Genomic DNA, 24,110 nt, shown 5'->3' with positions numbered 1-24,110 from the left:
GGTCGCCGGATCGGCGGGGTTGCCGGATCGGCGGGTCGGCGAATCGGCGGGTCGGCGGACGTAGTACCGGCTGTCAGGGTAGGCGGACGTGGCCTGGGTTGAGGTCTGCGACCTTGTCCACGCCGAGTAGGGCCATGGTGCGGCGGACCTCGGTGGTGAGGATCTCTGCGGCTCGGGCTACTCCTCGTTCGCCGCCGGCCATCAGGCCGTAGAGGTACGCCCGGCCCACAAGGCAGGCGTCCGCGCCCAGGGCGAGGGAGGCGACGATGTCAGCGCCGCTCATGATGCCGGTGTCCAGGTAGATCTCAGCGTCCGTACCGATGGCCTTGCGGACCTCCGGGAGGATGCGGAGCGGCGTAGGAGCCCGGTCCAGCTGGCGACCGCCGTGGTTGGACAAGACGATGGCGTCGGCGCCTGCATCGACTACCCGGCGGGCGTCTTCGACGGTCTGGATGCCCTTGATGATGAGCGGGCCGTCCCAGATCGAACGGAGCCAGTTCAGGTCGTCGATGGTCATCGTCGGGTCGAAGAGCTGGTTCAGCAGGTCGGCGACCGTACCGCCCCAGCTCGACAGCGAGGCGAAGGTGAGCGGGCGGGTGGTGAGCAAGTTGGCCCACCAGGCCGGGTGCATCGAGGCGTCCAGCACTGTCTTGACCGTCAGCGACGGCGGGATGGTGAAACCGTTGCGGACATCACGAAGGCGGGCGCCTGCGACCGGTACGTCGACGGTCAGCATCAGCGCCTCGTACCCCGCGGCGGCTGACCGCTTCACCAGGTCCTCGCCGGCGGCGCGGTCCTTCCAGACATACAGCTGGAACCACTTGCGCGCGTCCGGTCCGGCCACGGCGACGTCCTCGATCGAGGTCGTACCCATCGTCGACAGCGCGTACGGGATGCCGATGTCCTGGGCGACCTTGACGACCGCACTCTCGCCCTCGTGGTTCATCATCCGGGTGAAGCCGGTCGGCGCGAATGCGAACGGCAGCTCCGAGCGCCGGCCGAGGATGGTCGTGCCGAGATCGATCTCGGAGACGTTGCGCAGGATGGACGGCTGCAGCTCCATCTCGCGGAACAGCCGCCGGGCGCGGCTCAGGCTGATCTCGGCCTCGGCGGCGCCGTCGGTGTAGTCGAAGACCGAGCGCGGCGTACGGCGCTTGGCGACCGCGCGCAGGTCGGCGATCGTGAGCGCCTTCGCCAGCCGGCGATCGGTCGCGTTCAGGGTGACCGGCTTCGGGCGCAGCAGCGGCTTGAGCTCGGACCAGCGCGGTATCTGGCGATCAGTCATCGGTGCTTCCCTCGGCAGGCGAACTGTGTGGTCGGACCACAGCATAGTCTGTGGTCCGACCACAGGGCTACACTCCGCTCTGTGAAGAACTACGAGCTGGTCCTGCACCGGGTCGAGGCCGATCTCGCGGCCGGTCGGCTGCGACTCGGCGAGCGGCTGCCCGGAGAACGCTCCCTGGCAGAGCAACTCGGGATCAGCAGGCCATCGGTGCGGGAGGCCGTGCGGGTGCTGGAAGCGATGGGGGTCGTCCGTACCGCGACCGGCTCGGGACCTGAGTCAGGCGCGGTGATCGTCGCCGAGCCGGCGTCACCGTTGACCGCGTTGCTGCGGCTGCACCTCGCGACGAATCACCTGCCGATGGGCGACATCGTGCAGACGCGGGTGCTGCTGGAGTCGTGGACGGCACGCGAGGCGGCGCATCATGCGGGGGCCGGGGATCTGGTGGCGGCTGAGGAGCTGCTGGATCGGATGGATGCTCCGGGGTTGTCGCCGGAGGAGTTCCATCTGCTGGACGCTGAGTTTCATGTCGCGTTGTCCGCGCTGGCTGGGAATGTGCTGATCGCGGCGGTGATGTCGTCGTTGCGTACGGCGATTCATGGGTACGTGCTGGCCGCGGTACCGAACCTGGCGGACTGGGACGCGACTGCGGTGGGTTTGCGAGCCGAGCATCGGTCGATCGTGGGGGCGATTCGGGCTGGGGCGGGCGACGAGGCGGCGAAGCTGATCACCGCGCATATCGAGGGGTTCTACCGGGCGGCTCAGCTGCGCTAGGGGTATGCGGTTCCGGCGATGAAGGGGATCTTGAACAGGCCGGAGGCGGTGTAGCGGGTCAGGTCGACGTCCGCAAAGGCGGCTTCGATCTCGGGGGCGAGATCGCGGCTGGGATCGCAGCCCCGGTCGACTACGCGGGTGATCGGGGCGATCATGCGTTGCATGCGCCGGAAGGCGCTCCCTGGTGGGGCTGCTACGTGTTCCATGAACACGAAGCGGCCGCCGGGGCGTAGTACGCGATGGACTTCGGACAGTACTGCGCTCAGGTTGTCGACCGAGCACAGTACTGCCGTCGAGAGAACCACATCGATGCTTGCTGAGGGCAACGGGATCGCCTCGGCGTGGGCGTCGAGGATCCGACGGGGGCCGGGCGCTGCCGTGGCGGCTTGGCTGAGGGCGCGGCGAGCTCGAGGATGGGGCTCGAGGCCGGTCCAGTCGATGGCGGGTGGGAGGAGCGGGAGGTTGGCGCCGTTGCCGGCGCCGATCTCCAGGACCTGGCCGGTGAGGGTGGCTAGCAAACTGCGTTTGAGAGATTGGTAGCCGGGCCAGGTGGTCATGTCGGGGTCCTCAGGCGGTCGGGTTGCAGCGGGCCTTGGTGGAGAGGGCTGTGCGGCGGAGGCCGAGGATGATCAGGCTACCGACCACGAGGTGGAGGGAGGCAAGACCGAGCTTGGCGCCGATGCCGATGCCCGCGGTGAGAGGGCTGGTGAGGGACAGGGCACCGGCGATCGTGGCGGTGATCGTCCAGGCTTTGCGGGCGGCGATGGTGTTGTGTTCGAGGATGGCGAGGAGAGCCCAGCCGGCCAGGGACATCACCAGCGACGCGATCAGGACCGACGGAGCGCCGATGTGGATTGTGCCGCCTTGTTTGGCTTCGAGGGTGAGGTCGAAGGCTTGAGTGAGGACGGCCCACCAGGCGACGGCGACGATCGTGGTGGTTCCGGCGACGGCGAGCCGGCTACGACCCTCGACACGGGTGGGGCGGGCTGCGGCGGTGCTCTGGGTTGTGGTCATGGGGTAAGGATTGGCGCGGGTGTGGGTTGGCGGCATCGGCCTGCGGGCTGGAGTGGGGTGGTCTCAGGTCGATGTGGCATCGACTTTGGTCGGTGGTGGGTCGAGCGGTAGGCGGCTTATGGTCGGCGGCATGGAGGAGATCTGCAGGCCGCCCAGGCATGAGCGCTGGGCCAACCTCATTGCGGTGACTGCCGTGGGAGCGCTGTCAGGAATGACGATCTTCGGGCGGCAGGCGGGAGACCTGCAACCGGGGTGGCTGGCTCTCGACGTCGCGGTCGGGATCGTTGCCTGTGGCCTCATTCCGGTACTTGGCCGATACCCGGTCCAGGGCGCCCTGGCGCAGGCTGCGTTGGCGATGCTCTCCCCCGCTGCGACGCCGCCGTCGACGGTCGGAACGTTGACCGTCGCGCAGCGTCGTACGGTGAAGACGGCCGCGCTCGTCGCTGCGGCCGGAGTTGCCGGCCATCTCGTGCAAGAGCTCTGGCGGCCGATCAACGGACTCGATCTCGGCTGGTACATCGTGCTGGATGTCGCCGTCCATGCCGCCCTGCTCGGCTGGGGGCAGTGGATGCAGGCCCGCCGGCAATTGCTCAATTCGCTGCGAGAGCGCGCTCTCCGGGCTGAGAACGAGCAAGGGCGGCGGGTCGCGGAGGCCCGGATGTTGGAGCGGACGAAGATGGCGCGCGAGATGCATGACGTGCTGGCGCATCGGCTGTCGCTGCTCGCGACGTACGCCGGCGCGCTCGAGTACAGGCCGGATTCCTCGCCGGAGAAGCTTGCCAAGGCGGCCGGGGTGATTCGGACCGGGGTGCATCAGGCGCTGGAGGAGTTGCGCGAGGTGATCAGCGTGCTTCGCGACAGCGAGATCGACGAACTTCCGGGCGGACGGCCGCAGCCGACGTTCGGCGATCTGGCCGGGCTGGTCGCCGAGTCGCGGGATGCCGGTGCGGAGATCCGGTACGCAGAATCGGTCACCACACCCGAATCGTTGCCACCGGCAACCGGGCGGACGGCGTACCGGGTGGTGCAGGAAGGGTTGACGAATGCGCGCAAGCACGCGGCCGGGCATCCCGTCACGCTGGTCGTCGACGGCAGGCCTGGTGAGTCGTTGCGGATCGAGCTCAGCAACCCGAGCGGCAACGGCGTACCGCTGGCGCCTGGGAGCGGTACAGGGCTGGTCGGGTTGACTGAGCGCGTACATCTCGCGGGCGGAACCCTGGATCACGGGCGCGCGCCCGACGGACGGTTCCGGCTGGAGGCGTCGCTGCCGTGGCCGGCGTGAGTCCCGCTACCGTGGCCGGTGTGAGTGAGACGATTCGGGTCCTGGTGGTGGATGACGACGCGTTGGTGCGGGCCAGTTTGGAGATGATGCTGGATGGGGCCAACGGGATCTCGGTCGTCGCGCAGGCTGCCGACGGGGATGAGGTGCCGGCGGCCGTCGATGCGCATTTTCCGGATCTTGTGTTGATGGATCTGCGGATGCCGCGGGTCGACGGGATCGTCGCGACGCGGCGGTTGCGGGCCCGGAAGAATCCGCCGGAGGTGATCGTGCTGACGACCTTCGACACCGATGAGAACGTGCTGCATGCGTTGCGTGCGGGGGCCAGCGGGTTTCTGCTGAAGGACACTCCGCCGGCGCGGATCGTCGAGGCAGTACGCCGGGTGGCCGCGGGTGATCCGATTCTGTCGCCGGCCATCACGCGGCGGTTGATGGACCAGGCGGCGACGCAGGCCGATGCGCATACGCGGGCTCAGGAAGCGTTCTCTCGGTTGTCGCCGCGCGAGTACGACGTGATGCTGGCGGTCGCGCAGGGCAAGGCGAACGCAGACATCGCGACCGAGCTGTACATGAGCGTGGCGACGGTGAAGGCGCACATCTCGCACATCCTCGGCAAGCTCGAACTCGGCAACCGCACGCAGATCGCCCTGCTGGCCCACGACGCCGGCCTCGCCTGACCGGCGGATGCTCTAGGTTTGCAGCATGATCCGGGTGTTGCTGGCTGATGATCAGGCGTTGGTGCGGGCGGGGTTTCGGTCCTTGCTGAATGCGGAGGACGACATCACCGTGATCGGTGAGGTCGCGGACGGTGCTGCCGCGTTCGAGCTGGCCAAGGCGGAGAAGCCCGACGTCGTTCTGATGGATATCCGGATGCCGGGGATGGACGGGCTCGAGGCGACCAAGCTGATCGGGGCCGAGGAAGCGCTCTCCGACGTGCATGTGGTGATCCTGACGACCTTCGACCTGGACGAGTACGTGTTCGAGGCGCTGCGGGTCGGGGCGAGTGGGTTCCTGGTCAAGGACACCGAGCCGGTCGAGCTGTTGCAGGCTGTCCGGGTCGTCGCTCGCGGCGATGCGCTGCTCTCCCCCGGCGTCACCCGGCGCCTGGTCGCCGAGTTCGCGAGCCGGAGCCGGCAGCCGCACGCCAGCAAAGAGCTTGATGTACTGACCGATCGCGAGCGAGAGATCGTCGCACTCGTCGGCGAGGGCCTCTCCAACGACGAGATCGCCCAGCGTCTCGTGCTCAGCCCGGCCACCGCCAAGACCCACGTCAGCCGCGCGATGGTGAAACTCGGCGTCCGCGACCGTGCCCAACTCGTCGTCATGGCCTACCAGACCGGCCTCGTCCGCCCCGGCTGGCTCGGCTGACCGCTCACCACCTGACGTACACTGTTCGTTGATCGAACAGTGTTCGCGATGAGGAGCTGGTGAGCGTGTCCAAGGTGATTGTCTTCGGAGCCGGTGGTGGCACCGGTCGGCAGGTAGTCGAGGAGGCCAGGTCGGCCGGGCATGACGTGACGGCGGCGGTACGCGATCCAGCGAAGGTGACGCTTGACGGCGTGCGGGTGGTCGCCGCCGACATCCGCGACGCGGCCAGCGTGCGGGCGGCGGTTGCGGGGCAGGACGCGGTGGTCAGCGCGGTGGGCACGCCCGGGAGGCGAGCGCTCGGCTTGTACTCCGAGGGCGGGCGGACGCTGGTGGCCGCGATGGAGTCAGCGGGAGTAGGTCGGCTGATCGCGATCACCTCCGCCGGAGTACGGCACGACGATCCGAGTTTCCCGCTCTGGTACCGGCTGGCAGCCCGGACGCTGATGCGCGAGCAGTACGGCGACATGGCGCGCTTGGAGGAGATCGTACGAGCTAGCAATCTCGAGTGGACGCTGGTCCGGCCGACCCGGCTGGTCGATGAGGATCCGAGCGGCGACTATCGCGTCCAGGATGCCGAGACGCCCAGGGGTGGGTCGCAGGTGAGTCGGGCGGATCTGGCGCGGTTCATCGTCGGTGAGCTCGACAAGCGCGAATGGGTGGGCGCGACGCCTACTATCGCGAGGTAGTTCTCTACTCCTCGTGAGGTAGCCGAGGTCACTCCTGGTGGGCGACGCGCTGAGGCGGCGTCGACCGGCACTGTCTAAGGCATGAACGCAACCGCTGCCCCGCTGGTCGAAGTTTCTGGGCTGACCAAACGCTATGGCGACACCTTGGCTGTCGATGGTGTCGATCTGACTGTTCTGCCGGGCGAGGTCTACGGCTTCCTCGGGCCGAACGGCGCAGGCAAGACCACGACCCTGCGCATTCTGACCGGGCTGATCTCGCCGACCAGCGGTACGGTCCGCGTGCTCGGCGGTACGCCTGGTCAGGCGCAGGTCCTCGCCCGGACCGGCTCGATGATCGAGTCGCCCGCCTTCTATCCGTACCTGTCGGGGCTCGACAACCTCCGCGTTCTCGCCGAGTACGCCGATGTGCCCCGCGCCCGGATCACCGAAGTACTCGCCCTCGTCGATCTGGCCGATCGCGCCCGCGACCGTTTCTCGACGTACTCGCTGGGGATGAAGCAGCGACTCGGTGTCGCCGCGGCTCTCCTCAAGGATCCCGAGCTGGTCATCCTCGACGAGCCCACCAACGGACTCGATCCGGCCGGGATGCGCGACATGCGCCGGCTCATCCGCGAGCTGGGCGCCGACGGCCGGACCGTCCTGTTGTCCAGTCACCTGCTCGGTGAGGTACAGCAGATCTGCGACCGCGTCGGCATCATCAGCGAAGGCCGGATGGTCGCCGAGCACACCGTCGACGAACTGCGGACCGAGCAGGAACTGGTGATCCGGGCGACGCCCCGAGAGAGCGCTCGCTCGCTTCTCATCGAGGCACTCGGCGCCGCCGCCGTCCATCTGTACGACGAAACCCTCAGGGTCAAGGTCGCGCCCGACCGCGCCGCCGAGGTGAACCGCCTGCTGGTCGAGAAAGGGATCGCGGTCTCCGAACTGCACAGCACAGAACGCGCTCTCGAGGATGTCTTCTTCGAGCTGACCACCGCCACGGACAAGGAGAAGACCCATGCTGGGTAGTTATCGCGCCGAGCTGCTCAAGCTCCGCAAACGATCAGCCGCCTGGGTGCTGTTCGGGGCCGGGCTCGTCCTCAGCCTGATCTTCGGTTACCTGCTGCCCTACCTCGGCTACGTGACCGGCGACGGCAACCAGCAGACCGACGGTATCCCGCGCGCCGAGGTACTCCGCGGAGTTCTGCCGGAACGCGTGCTGGACAACACGATCGGCGGCTTCCCCGTCTTCGCGGGAGCGCTCGCTCTGGTGCTCGGCGCGATCGTGGTCGGCGGCGAGTACACCTGGGGAACGCTGAAGACCATCCTCACCCAGCGCCCTGGCCGAGGCACGTTGCTGGCCGGCCAACTGCTCGGTCTGCTGACCATGCTGGCCGTCTGGGTGCTCGGCATCTTCGTCGCCTGCGCCCTGTGCAGTATCGGGATCGCCGCGGCCGAGAATGCGCCGATGGCTTGGCCCGGTCCGCTCGCCCTGATCAAAGGACTCGCCGGCGGCTGGCTCGTCCTCAGTTCCTGGTGCCTGGCCGGCGCGGTACTGGCCGTTGCCTTCCGCAACGTCGCGCTCCCGATCGGGCTCGGCGTGGTCTGGATCCTCGGGATCGAGACGCTGCTGGCCGGGGTGGTCAGCAGCCTGCTTCCCGATCTCGAGGTCCTGTCCGACGCGCTACCGGGTGCCAACGCCGGCGCGCTGGTGTTCAGCGTGACGGGGATGAATTCGGCAGACGCGCCGCCCGGAGTACGGGATGCCGTGTCGGGAGATCGCGCTCTCCTGACCGTACTCGGCTACGCCGCCGTCTTCGTCGTACTGGCCGTCGTCACCACCCGGCGCCGGGACGTCAGCTGAGCTTGAGCCCCGCGTGGCTGAGGCAGAGCTCGCAGAACATCGCGTTGGCCCAGGAGAACCACTCCCGGGTGAAGTTGGCCGGGTCGTCGGTGTGGAACGACTCGTGCATCTGCCCGGTCCCACCAGTGGTGTCGCGCAGCAGCTCGAGCAACTGTTGCCGCTCGGCAGCCGACGTGCTGGTCAGGCCTTGGACGGCCAGCGCGATCGGCCAGATGTGGTCCGGCGGGGTGTGCGGGCTGCCGATCCCGGCGCCGTGAGTACCGCTGTAGTAGTACGGGTTCTCCGGGCTGAGCAGGAGTGAACGGGTCGCCAGGTACGTCGGGTCGTCGGCCGCGGCGAACCCCGTCATCGGCGCCGACAGCAGGCTCGGCATGTTCGCGTCGTCCATCAGCAACCGCTCCCCCGAGCCGTCCACCTCATAGGCGAAGACCCGGCCGAGCGACGGGTGGTCGACCGTGCCGAACTGGGCGATCCCATCGTCGATGGTGACCTTCAGCTCCTTGGCGCGATCGCCGAGCGCGGCGTCGTCGAGCACCTCGCTCGCGATCGCCTGCAGGTAACCGAGTACGACCGAGGCGAACATGTTGCCGGGCACGTTGAAGCCGTGCTCGGTGGCGTCGTCACTCGGCCGGAAAGCGCTCCACGACATGCCGGTCCGCTGGGTCGGCTGCCCGAGACCGGCACGGATCAGCGAGTCGCTCGGCCGGTCGTCGTGCCGCTGGAACCGGTACGGCGACTTGGCGTCGTGATCCAGCTCGGTCTCCAGCACCTCCAGGGCCGCGGCCGCCGCCACCCGGAAGCGATCGTCGATCACGTCCTTGCGTCCGGTGATCCGCCACAACCGGTAGGCCAGCTCGATCGGGTAGCACAGCGAGTCGATCTCGTACTTGCGTTCCCACACCCACGGCGACATCTCGGTCTCGTCGGTGGTGTGGCCGGCGCCGTTCGCCTCGCGGTTGAAGGCGTTCGCGTACGGGTCGAGCGCGATGTACTCGAGCTGGCGGTGCAGTACGCCGATCAGTACGTCCTGCAGGGCCGGGTCGTCGGCGCAGAGCACCAGGTACGGCCGCAACTGGGCGGCGGAGTCACGCAACCACATCGCGGGGATGTCACCGGTCAGCACGAAGGTCGTACCGTCCGGCAGCCGCTCCGCGACGGCGGGCAGGTTCTCCGCCATCGACCGGTGGAACATGTCCGCGATCACCTGGTCGCCGGTCGCCTGGCGGACCTTCTCGGTGGCGCGGGCTAGTACCTCGGGATCGATACCGGTCATCAAGACATCACCTTTCAGCGGACCCGACTACGACAGGTGGAGCGCTCTCTGCGGGTCCGAGCAGGAGCACTGAGGGGTTGGGAGAGAACGTGTGGTCGAGCACCAGGCTGGCGGCGCCGACCGCACCGACGTCCGCGCCGAGCGCGGTCCCGGTGACGACGAAAGGATGCACGGAGCGAACGAGAAAGCGCTCTTCCAGCGCGGCCCGGACGGCCTGGTCGAAGAAGGGCGCCAGCTGGTCCCAGTGCGGGCCGCCGAACACGACGCGTTCCAGATCGAGCAGGTTCGCGATGTCCTCGACCACCTTGGCGATCCGTTCGGCCAGTGCGGCGATCAGCTCGCGCGCCACCTTGCCGCCCGGCGCGTCGCCGCTCGGCGCGCTGCCATCCGCCTGCCTGCCACCGGCCGCGGCCTGGTCGCAAAGGTCGGCGAAGGCGACGTCGACCGCGTGCCGGTCGTCGAGATCGATGCCCTTGGCAAGTACTCCGGCCTGGATCCCCTGCTGGACGAGATAGCGCGGCTGGCTCGTCTCGCCGACACAACCGCGGCGTCCGCAGAAGCAGACCGGCCCGTCGGGATCGACCATCACGTGGCCGATCTCGCCGACGTTGCTGCTCGAACCGCGGACCACCTCGTCACCGATCACCAAGCCGACGCCTACCCCGGTACCGAGGTAGAAGAAGACGAAACTACCGCGACCGTTCGGGCCGCCGGCCCACTTCTCGGCGGATGCGGCCGCAGTGACGTCCTTGTCCAGCAGGACCGGGAGGCCGGTCAGCACCCGCAGGGCGTCGCGCAACGGGACCAGGTGCCAGGCGCTCAGGTTCGGCGGGTTCACCACGACACCGCGCTCGACGTCGATCGGCCCGGGTGCCGCGATGCCGACGCCGACCACGCGTTCCCGCGGCGCGCCTGCCTCGGCGATGACCTGCTCGACTGTGGCAGCGATTCCCGCGATCAGTACGTCGGGGTCGTCGGATGCCGGCGTCTCCGCGCGGCGGCGGACCACGACCTGGCCGGTCAGGTCGAGGACGACCGTCGTGACGACCGCTGGGTCGAGATGCACACCGACGGCGTACTGGCCGGTGGGCTCGAGCTCGAGCAGGGTGCGCGGTTTGCCGAGGCCGGTGCTCTTCTGGCGGCCGGCCTCGCGGACCAGGCCGGCGTCGAGCAGTCGGCGGGTGATGTTGGAGATGGCCTGGCCGGAGAGACCGGTCGCGGCCGCGATCTCGACCCGGCTGAGCCGTTCGTCGGCCCGCCGGATCGCGTCCAGCACCACCGTGTCGTTGAAGCCACCCACGCGATCGAGATTCGTACCCCGGCGCACTACCGCCGGCGGCTGGTCGCTGCTCACCACTCCCCCTGTCTCCACTGCCCCACCCACCCCTGCACCGCTGCTCACGCCTCAGCCGGCGGCCGGGTCCGCGCCCCAGGGGCGGGACCAGTCGTAGCGAACCGTGTCGGTGCCGGCCCGCCAGGCGGTCGGCGTGGTGTTCACCAGCCAGTCGAGCGGCTCGATCCCACCATCCGCGGCGTTGCCACCACTGAGCGCCAACCGTATACCGTCGCCAAGATCGCGGTCCGTCTGCGGCGTCCTGCCCGCCGGGTCGACGGAGACGAAGAGAGCGCTCCCCGACCGGGCGACGAGGTCGAGGAACTGGCGGTTGAGTTCCCAGGGCGTCTGCGGCGTACAGGGCACGCAGTCGGCGTCGACGGTGAAGAACCGGCCGTGCTGCGGCAGCCGGAAGGCCAGCGAGTTGATGCCCATCTTGCGGGTCCGCTCCCAATCGCGGCCGGAAGTGTCGTCGCCGGTGCGCTGCACGTCGACCAGGCCGGCGGCCAGATGGCCGACGGTGTTGCAGCCGATGAGGACGAGGTCGTCGGCGGCGGCGCGGATCTCGGCGTACAGGTCGAGGATGATCTCGGCGGTGGTACGGGTGGTGTCGTGGAACTGCCAGCCGTCGTCGGTCAGGTGCGCACCCATCGCGGGGCCGAAGCGGCCGAAGAGGTCGTAGGTGCTGAAGTCATGTTTGACGAGTTCGAAGCCCCAGTCCTTGAAGCGGCGCAGGTCGGCTCTCAGGAGGTCGAGGACCTCGGGGTGGGTCGGATCGAGGGCTCGGCCGAAGCCGTCGGACTGGCCGGCGCGGCGCCACGGACCGTCTTCGCGCGAGAGCAGTGGGCGGAACCAGAGGCCTGGTCGGGCACCCAGGTCTTTGACCGCTAGAGCTGTCCTGGCCATGTCGTCGAAGAGGCCCGAGATACCGCTCTCCCACGGGCCGCCGGAGCCGTTCCCGCCGGGGTTCCAGCCGTCGTCGACGACGCTGAAGGGTTTGACGGGGTGGCCGTCGGCCAGTTCGACGACGGTTGCGGCGTCTTGCAGTACTGCCTTTTCGTCGAAGCCTTCGCCATACGCGTAGTACCAGTTGTTGGCGCCGACGACGGGGCCGATGTCTCGCGGGGTGATGCCTGTACTCATTGCTTCGACGGCGGTGTGGAGGGTGCGCCACGGCGTACCGGCGTCCTCGAAACGGCGGACTGTTGCTGCCTTCAGTTGGCGACCGTCGAGTTGGGTCGGACCGCCGCCGTTGCGGAGGTCGAGCCAGAGAGTGAAGCCGGTCTGGTCGACGGTCCAGGAGCAGAAGGCGCCCGGGTGGACATCGACGCCGGCGCCGAACGTCTTGCCGGTCTTCTGGTCGTGCCCCAGCCAGTACCACGGAAGAAACCGCTCGGGCTGGAGATGCCGCCACTGGAGATCACCGTACGACCGCTCCCACGCATCCCCGAGGATGAGCGCCTCAGCCGGAATCGGCTCGTCCCAGCGCAGCGCTACCCGCGAGACAGCGCCGGCAGTAACCACCACTTCACCAGCTGACCAATTCACCTCGGATTTGCTGGCCAGGCGCAGGTCGTCCGTTGGGGTGGGCTGGAGGAAGACCTGGGTGGGCTCGTTCACGGGAAAGAGCCTACCCAGATTTACCCCATCGAGTTGATTTAGTACGTCTTGTAATAGATCAGTTCGCCGGACTCACCGGTGCCGGCGCCTTCGCTGGGGATGAAGAGCGTCATCACCAGCGCCGGCTGACCGTTGGGAGCGCGGAGGGCGGTGATGGTCGGGTTGGCGAAGGCGGTGCTGCCGGCGTCGGTGCGGATCGTCGTACGGTCCGCGTTGCCGGTCTGGTAGTCGTAGACGAAGGTGCGCCAGGAGCCGAAGTCGCCCTTGGTGTACTGACCCTCGATCAGGCCGAAGCTGTAGCCGCGGAAGCTCACCTGGTCGCGGTCGCCGATGTTGCCGCCGACGTTCCAGTACAGCAGCGCGTTGTCGAAGTTCGGCTGGGCCGACGTCGTCCAGGAGCTGAAGTTGGTCAGCCGGCCGCGTTGCTGGCGGTCGCGGTCGCAGTTCCACCAGTAGTGGCCGCCGAGGTCGATCGTCGAGTGGTCGATGTCCGGAGAGAGCGTGATCCCGTAGATGTTCGGGGTGCCCTCGGCGCAGGACGAGAGCCGGCGGGGTGCGTCGAAGGAGCGGGTCACGCGGCCGGCGAGCAGGTCGGCGCGGTTGGCGAAGTACCGGAAGGCCAAGTGGTTGTTGCCGCCGCCTGGTTGCTCCTGCTCCCAGGCCATCACGAAGCCGCCGTTCGATGCCTGTGCGATGGTCGGTTGGGAGGCGGGGCCGGTGTTGCTGCCGGCCAGTTCGCGGACCCAGTGCCAGTTGAGGAGGTCGGTCGAGGTGGCGAGGTTGACGCGGAAATGGCCGTCGCTCGCCATGTGGTGCGAGACGGCGAGGTAGCCGCCGGTGGTGTCCTGGATGATCTTGACGGTGTCCATGACGTGACCGGCGTCGTCTTTTGCGGCGTACCGCTTGCCGGTTGCTCCGACCACGTTCTCGACGATCCCGCGCAGCTCGGCTCGCGCCGGATCAGAAGCAGCAGTCGTGCTGGCTGTGGCGAGGGAGGTGGGGGTTGCGATAGCGGTGAGGGCTAGTGCGGCGAGTAGCAGGCGGTCGATGCGCATGTCAGGTCCCCAGGGTTTCGATCGCTTCGACCAACCGGTCGACGTCGGCTTGATGCGTGTACGGCGCCAGACCGACGCGGACCGCACCGGTGTCGCCGAGGCCGAGATGGCGGGACGCCTCCAGCGCGTAGAACGATCCCGCCGGTGCGTTGACGCCCGACTCGGCCAGCTTGGCGGCGACGGCGCGCGAGTCCCAGCCGTCGACGGAGAACAACAGCGTCGGCGTACGCCGCTGCGCGTGGCCGTAGAACGTGATCCCGCTGATCGCGCCCAGCCGGGCCTCGAGGTCGACGCGCTGGGCGTCCTCGTGTTCCTCCACCAGCGCCAGCGAACTCAGTAAGCGCTCTCTGCGATCGCCGGACGCCACTCCCCCGAGCCCCGCGATGAAGTCGACGGCCGCGGTGGTACCGGCCAGCAACTCGTACGGCAGGGTGCCGAACTCGAACCGCTCCGGCACCACATTGCTTGCCGGAAGCAACTTGTCTGGATGCAGCTCCTCGAGCAGGCTCGGCGCGGCGGAGAGCACTCCACAGTGCGGGCCGAAGAACTTGTACGGCGAACAGGCGTAGAAGTCGGCGAACGACGCGTCGATCGCCGAGTGCGCGGTCAGGTGGACGCCGTCGACGTATACCAACGCGCCGGCGTCGTGGACGAGCGTCGTGATCGCCTCGACGTCCGGGCGGGTGCCGATCAGGTTGGACGCGGCCGTGACCGCAACCAGCCGCGTCTGCGACGAGAGCAGCGGCGCGATGTCGTCCAGCTCCGAGGTCTCGGGATCGAACTCGAGCCACCGGACCGTCGCGCCGACCGCTTCGGCTGCCTGCACCCACGGCCGGATGTTCGCGTCGTGGTCGAGCCGCGTGACGATCACCTCGTCACCCGGACCCCAGTTCTTGGCGAGCGTACGGGCGAAGTCGTAGGTCAGCTGCGTCATGCTCCGGCCGAAGACGATGCCGCCCGGATCGGTCCCCAGCAGATCTCCCATCGCCTGCCGCGCGTCGACCACGATCGCGTCCGCCCGCCGCTCGGCGGCGGTCAACTGCCCCCGATTGGCCAACGCCGACACCATCGTCGCCGCCACCACGTCAGCCACCACCTGTGGCGTCTGCGACCCACCGGGCCCGTCGAAGTGCGCGGCCCCTTCACTCAACGCCGGGAACTGCTTGCGGACGGCATCCACCTCAAAGCCCATGCCGCCATCCTGCCCCGAAGCACCGACAACAAGCCGCCCACCGAGTGTCGTCGACCTGTTGAGCAGTGCCGCCGCCACCTCCCCCAAATCTCCGCAGTGGGAACCTGGCACACCAGCCGTCCACCATCGGAACACCCGGCCTCTGTCCCGCCTGACCATCTGCTTGCGCGCTGTTTCGGGGATCCTGTCCCGAGCGACAGGTAGTGCACTCCGAGACGGTGTACACGGGATGAAAGTTTACGCTCAAGGTGCACTAGCTGCCGTTGCCTATGTCCTGTCGATCGGGACATGTCCGGGGTCGCAGCTGCTGAGCTGCGCCGAGGGGGCGCGCGGGTTTGGGCGGCATTGCTCACGGTTGCCCGATTGTGGGCAGGAAGGGGAAATTGTCGGAGGGATGATGCAGGATGTCAGGAGTGAGCACCCTTTCGACTCCTGACAGTGTTCCGGTTCGGGCTTGGCTGCCGACCATGTTGACCCTCGGCGCGATCTGGGGGTGCAGCTTCCTGTTCATCTCGGTCGGGGTGCGGGAGTTACATCCGGCGTACCTCGCACTGGGGCGGGTGATCGCGGGGTCGTTGGTGCTGCTGACGATCCTGTTGATCAAGCGGGAGTCGTTGCCGCGGTCGCCGCGGATCTGGGCGCACAACTTCGTCGCCGCGGCGGTCGGCTCGGCCATCCCGTGGACCTTGTTCGGGTACGGCGAGCAGCGGGTGCCCTCGCTGCTGGCCGGAATCTGGAACGGGATCACCCCGTTGGTCGTGCTGCCGATCGCGGTTTGGGCGTTCCGGACCGAGAGGTTCACCCTGCAACGGGTGCTCGGCCTGCTGATCGGCTTCGCCGGCATGATGGTCGTGCTCGGCGCCTGGCAATTGCACGGCGGGTCGGATCTGACCGGTCAGCTGTTCTGTATGGCGGCTGCCGTGTCGTACGGCATCGCCATCCCGTACCAGAAGAGGTTCATTGCCGGCAGCAACCTGTCCGGGACCGCGTTGTCGGCGACCTTGCTGATCTGTTCCACAGTGCAGCTGGCGATCGCGGCGCCGATCCTGACCGGCCAGGCCCCGCCGGTGCCGTCGTCGCTCTCGCTCGAGGTGATCGGCAGCGTGATCGCGCTCGGCGCGCTCGGCAGCGGAGTTGCGTTCGTGCTGAACCTGCGGCAGATCCGGCTGGTCGGCGCGAGTATGACCTCGATGGTCACCTACATCATGCCGATCTTCGCGATCCTGGCCGGCGTGCTCGTGCTGGGCGAGCACCTCACCTGGTACCAGCCGGTCGGCGCGGTGATCGTGCTGGCCGGGGTCGCGGTGTCCCAAGGGGTCGTCAGTTCGGTCCGATCGCGCAGGCGGCCGAAAATCGCGGCTGAGCCGGAGCCCGCTCCGGTACGGTGAAAACGCCGGGCCGCGCCGGTCGGGGGGAGACCTTCCGGCGCCGGCGCCCGGCGTACCGGGGAGGAAAGCATGAGCACGACCGCAGTACCTGACACGCACGAAATGGTGATCATCCACCGGGTGTTCCGGCGCGAACTCGGGCTGCTGCCCGGCCTGATCAGCCAGGTGACCGTGGGCGACACCGGGCGCGCGGCGCTGGTCGGCGAGCACCTGACCGACATCGTGTCCTCGCTGCATCACCACCACGAGGGCGAGGACGACCTGCTCTGGCCGCCACTGCTGGCGACGGCCACGCTGGAAAAAGACCTGATCCACCGGATGGAGTCCCAGCACGCCGCGTTGTCCACCGCGCTCGACCAAATCGACAAGCTCGCCCCGGCCTGGGCGGCGACGGCGAACCAGGCCGATCGGGACGCGCTCGCGACCGCGGTCAGGGACGCATCCACGATCCTCGAAGAGCACATGGGCGAGGAGGAGCAGCAGATCCTGCCGCTGGTCCGCCAGTACCTGACCGCCGAACAGTGGAACAAGCTCGGCGAGCGTGGCGCGAAGTCGATCGAGGACAAGCGCAAGCGGTTGCTGTTCCTCGGCATGATCCTCGAGGAGTGCTCGCCGGAGGAGGAGCGGGACTTCCTGAAGAAGATGCCGGCCCCGGTCCGCGTGCTCTGGAAGGTGGTCGGCCGCCGCGCGTACGACGGCTATGTCCGGATGATCAGGCGCTCTTCCTGAGGTTGGGCACCGCCGCGACGATCACCGCGACGAGGGCGAGCAGAGTGCCGGCGACGACCGGGAGGGTGACCTTCTGGTCGGAGGCCGGCACGAACAGGTCGATGAAGAGGCTGCCGATCAACTGACCGGCGATCGTGCCGAGGCCGAGTACGAACACGCCGACGATGCGGACGACGGCAGCGGCCGCGCTGATGAAGATGACGCCGCACATACCTCCCAGGTACAGCCAGGGGTTGGACGGGAGGCTGTTCGGTGCACCGCGGACCAGCAGGTCGACGAGGAAGACGACCAGTAACGCGGCGAAGCCCACCAGGAAGTTGATGACGCCGGCCGCGATCGCTCCGGAGGCGTCGCCGGCGGCAGTCTGGGCCACTCGGCCATTGATAGCTTGCTGCACTGCAGTAAAGACCCCACCCAGGGCGGGGAGCAGGGCGAGCAGTAGACCGGACGGGTGGTGCAACCGATCGGACACAGCCAGTACTACGGCCGCCGTCGCCAACACTGCACCCACTATCCGCAGTGGCGTATAGGCCTGGCGTCCGGCCGGGCCGAAACCCAGGCGGTCCACTACCAAGCTACTGACGGCCTGCCCAGCCACTACGGCGACAATGAAGACTGCTACGCCGATCACCGACACCGTGATCGACTGGGTGGCAACCAGGAACGCACCGGCGAGTCCACCGATGCACTGCCACCATCTGAGCAGTCCGCGGCCATCAGAAGGCGTCCTGATGGTTCGCCAGACTCTCCCCACCGAGCGGCGTATCGGTGGGATCACCGCGCAGCCGGCCAGCAGGACGACGAGCCCGCTACCGAAGGAGACCAGCGCGGCCGGTACGCCGTCGCCGAGCCGCTGGCCGAGCTCGCCGTTCAGTCGGGACTGGATCGCGAACAGCATCCCGATGCCGAAAGCCGCCGTGAGCCCGATGAACTGGTGCTGCTGGGCACTTCGGGCAGGGCGGATTGCGGTGGCGGTCACTACCCCATCATGACCGTTCGGCTTCACGCACCTGACGTCAGGTCCGTCTGATGAGCGCCAGGTACATCGCGTCGGTGCCGTGGATGTGCGGCCAGAGCTGCAGGTCCGGCCCCTCCCCCAGCGACGGCACGTCGGGCAGCAGCGCGCGGGCGTCCTCCAGCACGGCGTCACCACGCTTCGCCAGTACTGCGTCCACTACCGCCCGGGTCTCCATCGGGTGCGGCGTGCAGGTCACATATGCGACCACACCGCCCTTGCGCACAGAGGCGATCGCCGAGTCGAGCAGTTGCTCCTGCAGCGGGCGCAGCTCGACCACGTCTTCCGGAGTACGCCGCCAGCGCGCCTCCGGCCGCCGCCGCAGCGCACCGAGCCCACTGCACGGCACGTCGGCCAACACCCGGTCGTACGAACCTTCAGGCCAGGTCGGCTTGGTACCGTCGCCGACGAGCACCTGGTGGTTGCCAGGTACAGCACGCAGGTTGGACCGCACCAGCTCCGCACGGTGCGGCAGCGGCTCTACGGCCGTGATAGCCACGCCACGCTGGCGACCGATCGCCGCGAGCAGAGCGGCCTTACCGCCAGGCCCGGCGCACAGGTCGAGCCACTTGGCATCTCTGCCCTCCAGCGGCGCCATTGCGAGCGCAGTGGCGACCAACTGCGACCCCTCGTCCTGTACTCCGGCCCGCCCGGCGGACACCGCCGAGATCCGGCCCGGGTCGCCACCACCTTGCAAGACGGCCGCATACGGGGAGTACCGGGCCTTGGTCGCACCTGCCTCGACCAGGTCGTCCACGGAGGCCAGACCGGGCCGTGCCACCAGGGTCACCCGTGGTGGCTCGTTGTCGGCGTCCAGCAACTCGTCCAGCTCGTAGCCGTCGGTGTGGAGCGCGTCGGCGAAGGCCTCGACGATCCAGCGCGGGTGCGCCTTCGCGATCGACAGGAAGCCGAACAGGTCGTCGTCGGAGTGCGGGGCGACATCGACGATCCACTGGTCGAACGTGCGCTGGCTGACCTTGCGCAGGACCGCGTTGACCAGGCCGCTGCGGCTCTGGCCGGACACGACGCGGGTCAGGGTGACCATCTCGTTCACGGCGGCGTAGGAATCGACGCGCATCCGGAGCAGTTGGTGCGCACCCAGGCGGAGCAGGTCGAGCAGCTCGGGGTCCAGCTCGGCGAGTGGCCGGGAGACGTTGCCGGCCAGGATCGCGTCGTACGTGCCCTGCCAGCGCAGTGTGCCGTGCACGAGCTCGGTACAGAAAGCGGCGTCCCGGCCGCTCAGCTTCTGGTCGCGCAGGGCCTTGTTGAGGGCGAGGTTCGCGTAACCGTCCTGCGAGGTGACCTGACGGATCACCTGATAGGCGACCTGCCGGACCCTGTCGGGGCGGCGCTGCGGCGCCCGGTTGCGAGGACTGCGGTCGCTCACTCTGCCTTCGATTCCGGACCGAGGAGGTCTTCGGCGGTGATCCGCACACCCCGCGCCCAGTCGGCGGCGGCCATCGGCTTCTTGCCCTGCGGCTGGACGGTGGCGAGCTTCAGTACCTTGCTGCCGGTACCGACCTCGACGCTCGACTTGGTCGCGCGCAGCTCGCCTGGCAACAGATCGTCCAGATCAGTCAGGTCGACGTCCAGCACCTTCAGCCGCTCGCCGCGGAACGTCGTCCAGGCGCCCGGCGCCGGGTTGCACCCACGAACGAGCCGATCGACGCGCTGAGCCGGCGCGTTGAAGTCCAGCTCGGCATCCTCGACGTTGATCTTCGGCGCCAGCGTGATGCCGTCGGCCGGCTGCTCGACGGCCACCAGGGCACCGGCCTCGATGCCGTCAAGGGTGTCGACGAGCAGCTTGGCGCCGGACTCCGCGAGCCTGGCGAGCAGGTCACCGGCCGTGTCCTTCGGCCCGATCGGCTCAGTCAGTACGCCGTACACCGGACCTGCATCGAGCGCCTTGACGATCCGGAAGGTGGTGGCCCCGGTGACGTCGTCGCCGGAGATGAGCGAGTGCTGCACCGGCGCGGCGCCACGCCAGGCCGGGAGTACCGAGAAGTGCAGGTTGATCCAGCCGTGCGGCGGGATGTCGAGCGCGGCCTGCGGCAGCAAACCGCCGTACGCGACGACCGGGCAGCAGTCCGGCGCGATTTCGGTCAGCCTGGCGAGGAACTCGGGATCGCTCGGCTTGACCGGCTTGAGCACCTCGACGCCGAGCTCCTCGGCGTACTGCGCGACCGGGGAGGCCACCAGCTTGCGACCGCGACCGGCGCTGGCGTCCGGCCGGGTCACGACGGCGACCAGTTCGTGGCTGCTGGCAACGATCGCGCGGAGCGCGGTGACGGACACCTCGGGGGTGCCGGCGAAGACTACTCTCACAGGCCGAATCCGTTCATGGGGTGCGGGGAGACCTTGACCTGCGGCGGGCCGGACAGCCCGGACCACTCGGCCTCGCGGATCGCCTTCATCGCGGCCTTCCGGGTCAGCGTGTCCAGCCGGTCGACGAACAGTACGCCGTCCAGGTGGTCGGTCTCGTGCTGGATGCAGCGCGCGAGCAGGTCCGAGCCCTCGATCACCACCGGCTCGCCGTACATGTTGAAGCCTCTGGCGACGACGCCCATCGCGCGGCGGCAGTCGAAGGTCAGGCCGGGCAGCGACAGGCAGCCCTCGGGACCGAACTGCTCGTCCACCGACAGGGTCAGCTCCGGATTGACCAGGTGGCCGAGCTCGCCCTCGACGAAGTAGGTGAAAACGCGCAGGCCGACGCCGATCTGCGGCGCGGCCAGCCCCGAGCCGGGGGCGTCCTGCATGGTGTCGGTCAGGTCCGCGACCAGCCTGCGCAGCTCCGCGTCGAAGTCGACGACGGGGTCGGCCTTGGTGATCAGGACAGGATCGCCGAACAGGCGGATGGGTTGGACCGACACGCAAACTCCACAGCACTCACCGAAAGGGGGACCGGACAAGTCTAGTGGTCACCCCGGTTGCGCTCCGCAAGCCGCCTACCGTCGCCGACAGCGACCACCCCACTCCACATTGTTGCCACAAGCACGTACTGTGGTCTCAGGCGTACCTACAGTCACTACCGTCACACGCCTCTCGGGAGACCACAATGCCCACAGCCACACGGGGGGCAGCCGGACTGATCCTGCTCGGCGCCCTGATAGCTCAAGCTCCACTGGCCGCCGCCTACGCACCGCGCGAGCCGGACGCGGGGGTCGCAGCGCCCACCACCGGCCCCAGTACGGCACCGACCACGGTTCCTACGACTGTGCAGCCGACCGGCACACCGACGATCGATCCCGAGCCGGACCCGACCGCTCCCACCGCTCCGGACGACAAGTGGCCGGGCGGCGAGCCGGTCAGCGAGCCGCCGGCGGCCAACTCGTGGACCGAGGTCGTGCAGCAGGTGATCCGCACGGCGCCGGAGTCGTCGATGCTGCGGGCAACCGCTCTCGCGGACCAGAGCAAGCAGGTCATGCGGTGCTTCAAGCTCCAGACCGAGAACTACTGCCTCGGACTGGGCTTCGTCGATCAACTGCCCAGCGGTGCGCAGCTGACCGCGATGACGGCCGCGCCCGAGCCTGCGATCGGCAGCCGGAGCGCCGACGGTGACGCCGAGCAGGACATCGCGACGGGGGCGTCGTCGCCGGCCGAGTTCGTCAGCGAGCGGTCCTCGTTGCCGGACAACGCCCGGCTGGACGCGGAGCTCGACGAGATGCAGGCGGCCTGGGACGGCCGCGAGAAGGCGCGCGCCTTGCGTGAACTCGACGCGTCGGCCAGTACTTCGGACGAGCCCGGCCAGACGACAGCCACCGCTCCCGCTCCCACGGCAGAGCCGACCGCGGCCGCGACCGTACCTCCGACGGCCACGCCCACCCCGACTCCGACCACGCCCGAGCGGACGACGCCTGCCTCGCCCGGGCAGCCGAAGCCCAAGCCGCCGGTGTCCGTGCCGGTCAAGCTGCCGTCCTCGTCGTACATCATGAAGGGCTACGCGACCTCGCAGGACAAGGGCTACTGGTGTGGCCCGGCGACCTTCCAGTCGATCGACTGGGCCGACGACAACCAGAAGGACACCCAGTCGTCCTGGGCCAAGGACCTCGGCTCGTCCAGCTCCGGCACCGGGATCTCGTCGATGGTCAAGCAGACCAACCTGAAGACCGATTGGGACCTCGCGGCCGGCACGTACATCGTCCAGAACGTCGGTCACTGGAACACCCAGAAGTTCTTCAGCGTGCACCAGAACCACCTCGGCGACGCCAAGCCGGCGCCGGTGATCGAGCACGTGCAGCTGCTGAAGCGCTACTTCCCTTACCTGGCGTTCAACCACAGCGGCCACTACCAGGTCGGCCGCGGCTACGACACCAAGAAGGGCACCATCGGCATCTACGAGGTGTTCAACGAGCGGCGCTTCAACAGCCGCGGCAACACCACGAACGGGCCGAAGAACATCCCGGCGTCGGCGCTGTTCAACGCCACCCTGGCCAACACCTTCCAGAACATCGGCCTGTAGGCGAATGCGTCCCTCACTGGCTCCTGTCGCAGTCCTCGCCGGGCTGGCGCTGCTCGTCAGCGCCTGCTCGTCGGACCAACCAGAGAGCGCTCCCCCAGGCCAACCGAGCACAACCGGTACGCCGGGCGCCACCAAGACGCCGGCGAGCCCGGACAGTATGCCGAACTCGCCGAGCGTCCCGCCCACCCCGGCAGGGCCGCCGATGCTGACCAAGATCCTGCAGCAGCCGGTCGACGGTCAGCACGTCGTCACCCAGCAGCGGAAGTACCTCGTCACCCGCGGCAGCGACGACGCGGGCATCACGACGGTGACCGATCGGGCGAGCAAGCGGGTCGTCGTCAAGCACGTGCCGCCGGCCGGGTTCGTCGCCCAGTCGCCGGTCGTGATCGACGACCAGTGGGCGCTGATCGAGGACATCCGCGATGCCGGGCCGGATCCGGAGATCCGGGCGTACCGATACGACCTGAGCACTGGGAAGTCCGTCGACCTGGCGTCGCAGAAAGCGCTCCCGCGGATCTCCGAGCCGGAGATCGGGGCCGCCGATGGGACCTTCGCCTACAGCAGTACCGACGCTAAGCGCAGGTCGTGCCTGGTGATCGCGGAGCTGGCGTCGTTGAAGGCGCGCACGGTCGACTGCGTGGCCGATCCGGGGTATGTCGCGGATCCGGTCGTGTCGGCCGACTCGGTGACGTTCAGCGAGATCACCTCGCCGCAGACGACCCGCCGGTGCAAGCGGCTGCTGACCGCACCGCTGGCCGGCGGCGCGGCAAAGCCGGTCGTGGCGGCGAAGAACTGCATCCAGTGGAGCGGGGCTTCGTTGCGAGGGGCAACCGTTTGGTCGGAGATCGGCGCGTCGGATCCGGATCAGTACCAGAGCACTGGGTACGTCCGGGAGACGGCCGGTGGATCGGCCCGGTCGATCGGGCCGATCGTCACCGACACCATCGTTGCTTGTGGCAACTGGATTCACTGGGAGGTACGGACGGTGACGGAGGGCGTGGAGCGCTTCCAGCTGCAGCGCTGGCAGCCGGGGCTGGGCCGCCCGCAACACATCTACGCCACTCCCCCGGATGCCGCCGTCACCCCACCGACCTGCCAGGACGGCAACCTCATCTTCGAGGTCGCCCATCTCGGCGCGGGGTCGAAGTACACCGAAGCCCTTCAGGTGACCACTGCTTAGACCGGCAGACCGCGCTCTCTGAGCTGGCGGCGGAGAGTCGCGGCGTCGGTGAAGACCTCGGCGTCGAGGCCGACGGCGCGAGCAGCGACGATGTTGTAGTCCTTGTCGTCGGTGTAGAAGCTGCGTGCCGGGTCGAGGTCGTAGCGCTCGAGCAGGATGCGGTAGATCTTCTGGTCGGGCTTGATCGTCTGCTCGGTCCCCGAGACGACCTCCCCGGTGAAGCCGGCCAGGATCGGGAACGCCTGCTTCGCGACCTCCCACTTCTCCGCCGAGAAGTTCGTCAACGCGTACGTCGGGACGCCCTGCGCGCGCAGTTCGGTGAGCAGCTCGGCGGTGTCCTCGATCAGCCCACCGACCATCTTGAGCCAGCCGGTGTCGTATGCCTCGATCCACTCCGCATGCTCGGGATGCAACGAGCTGAGCTCGGCGACCGCGTCGGCCCACCTCCGCCCGGCATCCATCTGCAGATTCCACTCCGGCGTGGCGATCTTGCTCAGGAAGTGCGCACGCTGCCCCGCGTCGGGGATCAGCTCGCGATAGAGGTATTCGGGGTTCCAGTCCAGCAACACCCCACCGATATCGAACACCACATCGTCAACACTCCGCTCACTCATACCGCA

General features: G+C 68.4%; 24 protein-coding genes. 11 read left to right on the top strand and 13 right to left on the bottom strand.

Annotated features, from left to right (window positions below; all coding sequences use genetic code 11):
* Window positions 1-73: 73 nt before the first annotated feature.
* Entirely contained in the window at window positions 74-1,285 is a 1,212-nt protein-coding gene (locus AB0M15_RS31410; protein ID WP_363825975.1) for an alpha-hydroxy acid oxidase, read from the bottom strand.
* Between the two features lie 81 nt (window positions 1,286-1,366).
* Here AB0M15_RS31410 and AB0M15_RS31405 point away from each other — a divergent pair, with 81 nt between their 5' ends.
* Entirely contained in the window at window positions 1,367-2,056 is a 690-nt protein-coding gene (locus AB0M15_RS31405; protein ID WP_363825973.1) for an FCD domain-containing protein, read from the top strand.
* Here the strand turns inward: AB0M15_RS31405 and AB0M15_RS31400 are convergent.
* Complete coding sequence (locus AB0M15_RS31400) at window positions 2,053-2,613, bottom strand: class I SAM-dependent methyltransferase (RefSeq protein ID WP_363825970.1); 561 nt, start codon at window positions 2,611-2,613, stop codon at window positions 2,053-2,055. The two genes, AB0M15_RS31405 and AB0M15_RS31400, sit on opposite strands and share 4 nt — an antisense overlap.
* 10 nt (window positions 2,614-2,623) lie before the next feature.
* Entirely contained in the window at window positions 2,624-3,070 is a 447-nt protein-coding gene (locus AB0M15_RS31395; protein WP_363825967.1) for a DUF6069 family protein, read from the bottom strand.
* A 130-nt stretch (window positions 3,071-3,200) separates the two neighbouring features.
* Between AB0M15_RS31395 and AB0M15_RS31390 the strand changes: the two genes are divergently transcribed.
* The 6 genes from AB0M15_RS31390 (at window position 3,201) to AB0M15_RS31365 (ending at window position 8,246) form a co-directional block, all read left to right on the top strand.
* A complete protein-coding gene (locus AB0M15_RS31390; RefSeq protein ID WP_363825965.1) occupies window positions 3,201-4,352 on the top strand; it encodes a histidine kinase in 1,152 nt (383 codons plus the stop codon).
* An 11-nt stretch (window positions 4,353-4,363) separates the two neighbouring features.
* The gene (locus AB0M15_RS31385; RefSeq protein WP_363826034.1) at window positions 4,364-5,026 is read left to right on the top strand and encodes a response regulator transcription factor; all 663 of its coding nucleotides are present in this window, start codon (window positions 4,364-4,366) and stop codon (window positions 5,024-5,026) included.
* 25 nt (window positions 5,027-5,051) lie between these two features.
* Complete coding sequence (locus tag AB0M15_RS31380) at window positions 5,052-5,717, top strand: response regulator transcription factor (RefSeq protein WP_363825960.1); 666 nt, start codon at window positions 5,052-5,054, stop codon at window positions 5,715-5,717.
* 65 nt (window positions 5,718-5,782) lie between these two features.
* Entirely contained in the window at window positions 5,783-6,403 is a 621-nt protein-coding gene (locus tag AB0M15_RS31375; RefSeq protein ID WP_363825956.1) for an SDR family oxidoreductase, read from the top strand.
* Window positions 6,404-6,484: 81 nt separating this feature from the next.
* Window positions 6,485-7,411, top strand: a complete 927-nt coding sequence (locus tag AB0M15_RS31370) for an ABC transporter ATP-binding protein (protein WP_363825954.1) — start codon at window positions 6,485-6,487, stop codon at window positions 7,409-7,411.
* Window positions 7,401-8,246, top strand: a complete 846-nt coding sequence (locus tag AB0M15_RS31365; protein WP_363825946.1) for an ABC transporter permease subunit — start codon at window positions 7,401-7,403, stop codon at window positions 8,244-8,246. The genes AB0M15_RS31370 and AB0M15_RS31365 overlap by 11 nt, the downstream gene beginning before the upstream one ends.
* On the opposite strand, the gene AB0M15_RS31360 is transcribed toward AB0M15_RS31365, so the two are convergent.
* From AB0M15_RS31360 to AB0M15_RS31340, 5 genes are read right to left on the bottom strand one after another with little or no spacing between them, the layout of a single operon-like run.
* Window positions 8,239-9,519 carry a glycoside hydrolase family 125 protein gene (locus tag AB0M15_RS31360; protein ID WP_363825939.1) on the bottom strand — a complete coding sequence of 427 codons (1,281 nt, stop codon included), beginning with the start codon at window positions 9,517-9,519 and terminating at the stop codon, window positions 8,239-8,241. The two genes, AB0M15_RS31365 and AB0M15_RS31360, sit on opposite strands and share 8 nt — an antisense overlap.
* Window positions 9,520-9,526: 7 nt before the next feature.
* Window positions 9,527-10,873, bottom strand: coding sequence for an ROK family transcriptional regulator (locus tag AB0M15_RS31355; RefSeq protein WP_363825936.1), 1,347 nt, complete (start codon window positions 10,871-10,873; stop codon window positions 9,527-9,529).
* A 51-nt stretch (window positions 10,874-10,924) separates the two neighbouring features.
* Complete coding sequence (locus tag AB0M15_RS31350) at window positions 10,925-12,472, bottom strand: hypothetical protein (RefSeq protein ID WP_363825934.1); 1,548 nt, start codon at window positions 12,470-12,472, stop codon at window positions 10,925-10,927.
* 38 nt (window positions 12,473-12,510) lie between these two features.
* The gene (locus AB0M15_RS31345) at window positions 12,511-13,527 is read right to left on the bottom strand and encodes a hypothetical protein (RefSeq protein ID WP_363825931.1); all 1,017 of its coding nucleotides are present in this window, start codon (window positions 13,525-13,527) and stop codon (window positions 12,511-12,513) included.
* Window position 13,528: 1 nt separating this feature from the next.
* Window positions 13,529-14,719, bottom strand: coding sequence for a cysteine desulfurase-like protein (locus AB0M15_RS31340; protein ID WP_363825928.1), 1,191 nt, complete (start codon window positions 14,717-14,719; stop codon window positions 13,529-13,531).
* Between the two features lie 467 nt (window positions 14,720-15,186).
* Here AB0M15_RS31340 and AB0M15_RS31335 point away from each other — a divergent pair, with 467 nt between their 5' ends.
* Window positions 15,187-16,107: a DMT family transporter gene (locus AB0M15_RS31335; RefSeq protein WP_363825925.1), complete on the top strand. Its 921-nt coding sequence runs from the start codon at window positions 15,187-15,189 to the stop codon at window positions 16,105-16,107.
* 69 nt (window positions 16,108-16,176) lie between these two features.
* Window positions 16,177-16,836 (top strand): hemerythrin domain-containing protein, encoded by a 660-nt coding sequence (locus tag AB0M15_RS31330; RefSeq protein WP_363825922.1) that lies wholly within the window; start codon window positions 16,177-16,179, stop codon window positions 16,834-16,836.
* On the opposite strand, the gene AB0M15_RS31325 is transcribed toward AB0M15_RS31330, so the two are convergent.
* Genes AB0M15_RS31325 through def form a run of 4 tightly spaced genes read right to left on the bottom strand, consistent with a single transcriptional unit; the run spans window position 16,820 to window position 20,721 of the window.
* Complete coding sequence (locus tag AB0M15_RS31325) at window positions 16,820-17,815, bottom strand: DMT family transporter (RefSeq protein ID WP_363825915.1); 996 nt, start codon at window positions 17,813-17,815, stop codon at window positions 16,820-16,822. The two genes, AB0M15_RS31330 and AB0M15_RS31325, sit on opposite strands and share 17 nt — an antisense overlap.
* 37 nt (window positions 17,816-17,852) lie before the next feature.
* Entirely contained in the window at window positions 17,853-19,238 is a 1,386-nt protein-coding gene (locus AB0M15_RS31320) for a transcription antitermination factor NusB (RefSeq protein ID WP_363825909.1), read from the bottom strand.
* Window positions 19,235-20,176: a methionyl-tRNA formyltransferase gene (gene fmt, locus AB0M15_RS31315; RefSeq protein WP_363825906.1), complete on the bottom strand. Its 942-nt coding sequence runs from the start codon at window positions 20,174-20,176 to the stop codon at window positions 19,235-19,237. The genes AB0M15_RS31320 and fmt overlap by 4 nt, the downstream gene beginning before the upstream one ends.
* The gene (gene def / locus AB0M15_RS31310; RefSeq protein WP_363825903.1) at window positions 20,173-20,721 is read right to left on the bottom strand and encodes a peptide deformylase; all 549 of its coding nucleotides are present in this window, start codon (window positions 20,719-20,721) and stop codon (window positions 20,173-20,175) included. The genes fmt and def overlap by 4 nt, the downstream gene beginning before the upstream one ends.
* A gap of 185 nt (window positions 20,722-20,906) precedes the next feature.
* Between def and AB0M15_RS31305 the strand changes: the two genes are divergently transcribed.
* Window positions 20,907-22,310 (top strand): hypothetical protein, encoded by a 1,404-nt coding sequence (locus tag AB0M15_RS31305; protein ID WP_363825895.1) that lies wholly within the window; start codon window positions 20,907-20,909, stop codon window positions 22,308-22,310.
* Between the two features lie 4 nt (window positions 22,311-22,314).
* Entirely contained in the window at window positions 22,315-23,490 is a 1,176-nt protein-coding gene (locus tag AB0M15_RS31300; RefSeq protein WP_363825890.1) for a hypothetical protein, read from the top strand.
* On the opposite strand, the gene AB0M15_RS31295 is transcribed toward AB0M15_RS31300, so the two are convergent.
* Entirely contained in the window at window positions 23,487-24,104 is a 618-nt protein-coding gene (locus tag AB0M15_RS31295; RefSeq protein ID WP_363825887.1) for an HAD family phosphatase, read from the bottom strand. The two genes, AB0M15_RS31300 and AB0M15_RS31295, sit on opposite strands and share 4 nt — an antisense overlap.
* Window positions 24,105-24,110 lie beyond the last annotated feature (6 nt).

The organism is Kribbella sp. NPDC051718 (assembly GCF_040681515.1).
GTDB lineage: Bacteria > Actinomycetota > Actinomycetes > Propionibacteriales > Kribbellaceae > Kribbella.
The sequence above is the reverse complement of the archived record's forward strand: the minus strand, read 5'-3'. Positions and strand labels throughout refer to the sequence as shown.